Source organism: Streptomyces sp. HSW2009, assembly GCF_040240285.1.
Classification (GTDB): domain Bacteria; phylum Actinomycetota; class Actinomycetes; order Streptomycetales; family Streptomycetaceae; genus Streptomyces.
On the sequence record NZ_JBEHZD010000672.1, the window covers coordinates 1 to 3,689 of the forward strand.

The 3,689-nt window shown below is 71.2% G+C and carries 2 protein-coding genes and 2 pseudogenes; 3 read left to right on the top strand and 1 reads right to left on the bottom strand.

What is annotated here, in order from left to right; all coding sequences use genetic code 11:
- A pseudogene (locus tag AAHZ94_RS30505) lies at positions 1–263 on the bottom strand (GNAT family N-acetyltransferase); the annotation flags it as partial.
- A 450-nt stretch (positions 264–713) separates the two neighbouring features.
- Between AAHZ94_RS30505 and AAHZ94_RS30510 the strand changes: the two are divergent.
- From AAHZ94_RS30510 to AAHZ94_RS30520, 3 genes and pseudogenes are all read left to right on the top strand, one after another.
- Positions 714–1,337, top strand: a complete 624-nt coding sequence (locus AAHZ94_RS30510) for a TetR/AcrR family transcriptional regulator (RefSeq protein WP_349996964.1) — start codon at positions 714–716, stop codon at positions 1,335–1,337.
- A gap of 1,041 nt (positions 1,338–2,378) precedes the next feature.
- Positions 2,379–3,488, top strand: coding sequence for a helix-turn-helix domain-containing protein (locus tag AAHZ94_RS30515; RefSeq protein ID WP_349996965.1), 1,110 nt, complete (start codon positions 2,379–2,381; stop codon positions 3,486–3,488).
- Positions 3,485–3,689: pseudogene (locus AAHZ94_RS30520) on the top strand (hypothetical protein); the annotation flags it as partial. The gene AAHZ94_RS30515 and the pseudogene AAHZ94_RS30520, both read left to right, overlap by 4 nt.

The following is a 3,689-nucleotide window of genomic DNA, read 5'->3' on the forward strand; positions in this document are numbered from 1 at the left end:
TTGGGCAGGTGTGGGCTGGGCAGGCGCTGCTCGACCATGCCGATGCCGCAGGCGGCGAGACCGTCGCCGACACCGTCCACGACCAGCACGTGCACGTCCGGCGCCGACAGGTGCCCGGCAAGCACCGTGGCGAGGGCGTCCCGCCACCCCTGGTCCGCCGGCGAAGGGTTGAAGAACTCGCCACCGAGCGTCTCGAAGAGCAGTGCCCGTAGGCGTACGAGCTCGGGGATGTCGGCTTCGGCGGCCTGCCGCGTCACGGTCATGTAATGAGCCTAGATAGAATGCGACGCTTACGGCAAGAGGGGTGGGAGGGAGAGGCGGGGCGGGTGGCGCGTCTGCTGAGGGCGCGCGGGCGGCGCCCTGCGGTGCGCGTCTGGCGGCGGTCCGGGTGGGTGGGGGCTGGGGGAGGTGGGCCTGGTGGTGGCCCGGGTGGGGTGGGTCGTGCGGCCCCGCGGGGGGCGGCTGTTCGTGCGGGGCTCGGAGATGGGCGAGGCGTGCGAGATGGGCAAGGTGTCTGGCGCGGGCAAGGTGTTCGGGGTTACGTGGCGTGCGGGGTTGGTGTGCGGGGGGGGCAGGGCGGACGGGGCGCGCAGGGTGTGCGGGGTGCGTAGGGTGTGCGGCGCCTCCGTAGCAGAGTGAGCAGGAGTGCCCCCCCGTAAAAGTGCAATGGGTTAACTAATGGATTCGGTCAAGCCTCGCTGTAGGGTGACTCCATGGTTGATGCGACGATGGGGCGCCGCGAGCGCAAGAAGGCGGCCACGCGACAGGCCCTGGCCGATGCCGCCCTCGCGCTCTTCCTGGAGCGCGGCTACGACCGGGTCTCCATCCGTGACGTGGCCGAGGCCGCGGACGTATCGACCACCACCCTCTTCAAGCACTTCCCGGGCAAGGAGGCCCTGGTCTTCGACGAGGAGCCGGAGCGGGACGCCGCGCTGGTGGCGGCGGTGCGCGAACGGGCCCCGGGCCAGTCCATTCCGCAGGCCCTGCGCGAGCACGTACGACTGGCCAGGGGCGGTCGGGACCGCGACGAGCGCTTCGCCGCCTTCCGCGAGTTGGTGCGGAACACGCCCGCACTGTCCGCCTACGCCCACCGCATGTGGGTGCGCCACCAGGGCGCGCTGGCCCGGGCCATCGCCGCGGAGGTGGGCGCCGCCGCCGACGATCCGTACTGCGCAGCCCTGGCCAGGTTCGCCCTGGAGGCGCCGGACATCGACCCCGCGGCAGGTGCCGGTGCCCGCTCGCTCGACGCCGCCTTCGACCTCCTCGAACAGGGCTGGAACGCCCTCCCGTACGGTTCGTCCCCCCGCCCGAACGCTCCGGAGCCGGAAGCCGGCTGACGCCGCCTCACCCGTGGGTCGGTCGTGACCGTGGGCGAGCGTGCCTGCGGTCACGGCGCGTAATGCGCCCTGGCTGAACGCCAGATGGAGTGTCCGAGGCGGCGCCGCTGCCCCTGTCGACCGTCGTCCGGCCCCACCGCGCGCACCGTGGCGCACCGAATGGCCGATGGTGCAGCTAGGCGGCGTTCTGAGGGGGATCGGCGGCACGTTTCCCGCTGCCGGCATGGCCCGCGGTGTCGCGCTGGCCGCGAAGGGGCGGGCAGACCCCGACGAAACGAGCAACTCAATGCGGGGCGTTCGGGGGCGAGTTGGGGGCGTGCGTCATGCGGAACGCTACCCCCGCTATATATCGATTTGGGCGCTAACGGCGACCGATGTCGACCGACTATCGCCGAATGAGCTCCGCATGTTGTGGATGTGAACGGCCGGGAACGGCGAGCAGCCCATTTACGGACCGTAGTGATGGTCGATGGTATGAGTGAGCGGGAGCGAGCGGGTAGCGTCATCGAGACCACGGAGGTCCCGGCACCGGCGCCAACCATGCACCGGGACCCTCCGCTCTTGTCGGAACTCCACGATCAAGGAGGGCGTTGTGCCTCCCGACCTTTTCCGCGGCCCGGCCATGACGTCTGTCAGTCCGCGGGAATCCGAAATTAGCATCCCGCGCGACCCGGGTCATGAAACCCCCCTGGAGCTTGACAGCCGAGGCAACAAGCGCGAATTCGCCCTGCTGGAAGCCGTGTTGACGCAGCAACAGTGGGTCTTGCTCGCTGACGCCTGCGGCGAGCGGGCCACCCGGGGGCGGCGGCTGGAACGTGCCGAGGCCCCCTCGTTCCCTTGTCATCGACGCCTTCGCCGTACCTGTGGGCTCTCCACAGCAGCCGGCCCTTGTTGACACTGATGTCGATCGGAGGCACTCGGATGCCGCGCGTCCCGGAACCGGACTCGAACCGGAGGGCATTTTCCGCCCCGCACCGCGGAAAACTCTCCGATTCTGCACCCCGTTACCCGTTGCATACTCCCCTCGAAAGGGCGACACCCATGAACCCGAAGGCGCAGGGAGACGCCGATTCCTGCCGCAACTGCGGCAAACCCGTTGACCAGAACGGCGGCGTCGGCCGCCCCCGGCAGTACTGCAACGACGCCTGCGGCAAGGCGTACCGCAGCTCCCAGCAGCGCGCCCGCCAGGCCAGGACCCAGATGGTCGACCACGAAGCACTGGAGATCGCCGAGCAGGCGGTGCAGCACTTCCAGGAGATCGAGCGGCTGATCCGCGGCGGACACTGCTTCGACAGCCTGGCGCTGCTCACCCAGAGCCACTCCGTCACGGTCGACCTGACCGCGGTCGTCGTCCAACAAGCACGCGTACGCAAGAGCAAGTCGGTGGACATCGCCGCGGCGCTCAGCATCAGCGTCGACAAGCTCTCCCGCCACTACCCCACCGGCCGCTACCAGCGGAGCGTCACACGGCGGAAGAGCGTGCAGGTGGACGCCCCCCGCGCGCGCAAGGCCCGGCCCAGGAGCGACAGGCCGGAGGAGGGTGCGCGGGGCGCCGGCGCGGACGGATGCACCGGGTTAGCGGGACTGGCCGGCCCCGACGGGCCGTTGACCCGGGCGCTGACCCACCTGCACCAGGCCAGCGGCATGACCCTGCGCGTCGCCGGCAACAAGAGCAACGTCACCGCCTCCTACCTGTGCCGCATCCTGACCGGCGAACGCGTGCCGTCATGGACCGTCACCCGCCGGTTGAGCGAGGTCTACGGCGTGGACCCGGCCGACCTGCACCCGCTGTGGGCGGCGGCCCGGGGCTACTGCACGCCGGAGCCGCCGGGCCTGGACGCCGCACTGCGCGGCCTGCGCCTCGCCGCCGGCAGCCCGACCGACGCCGAGATCAGGGAGCTGAGCGGCAACCGGCTCGCCCTCGACGTCATCCGCGACGTACTCGACGGCACCCGGGTGCCCGAGTGGGAGCCCGTGCAGTGGCTGACCATCGCGGTCGGCGGCCAACCCGACCTGATCCGCCCGCTGTGGCAGACCGCCAGGCAGGAGAGCCGGTACGCGGGCCGTCCCGAAGGCTGTTCTGCGGGCGCCCCCCTTCCGCTCGTCATCCCCGCCGGCCCGCACACCCTGCCGGCCCAGGCGTTCGGATGAGCCTGCCCGGCCCGCCGCCGTCCGCGGACCTCGGTTCCGGCCCCGTGGTGTTCGAGGGTTTCCGCACCCTCTACACCGGCCCCTACCTCGGCTACGCCCGGGTCCACCTGGGTACGCGCCGGGCGGCGGACGCCGTACGCTCCACCTTCGACGCCGTCGCCTGCGAGTGGTCGACGGTGGTCAGCAGCAGCAACCCCACTG

Coding starts and splice junctions, on each gene's coding strand:
- AAHZ94_RS30510 (WP_349996964.1), top strand. CDS start 714: ATGGTTGATGCGACGATGGGGCGCCGCGAGCGCAAGAAGGCGGCCACG.
- AAHZ94_RS30515 (WP_349996965.1), top strand. CDS start 2,379: ATGAACCCGAAGGCGCAGGGAGACGCCGATTCCTGCCGCAACTGCGGC.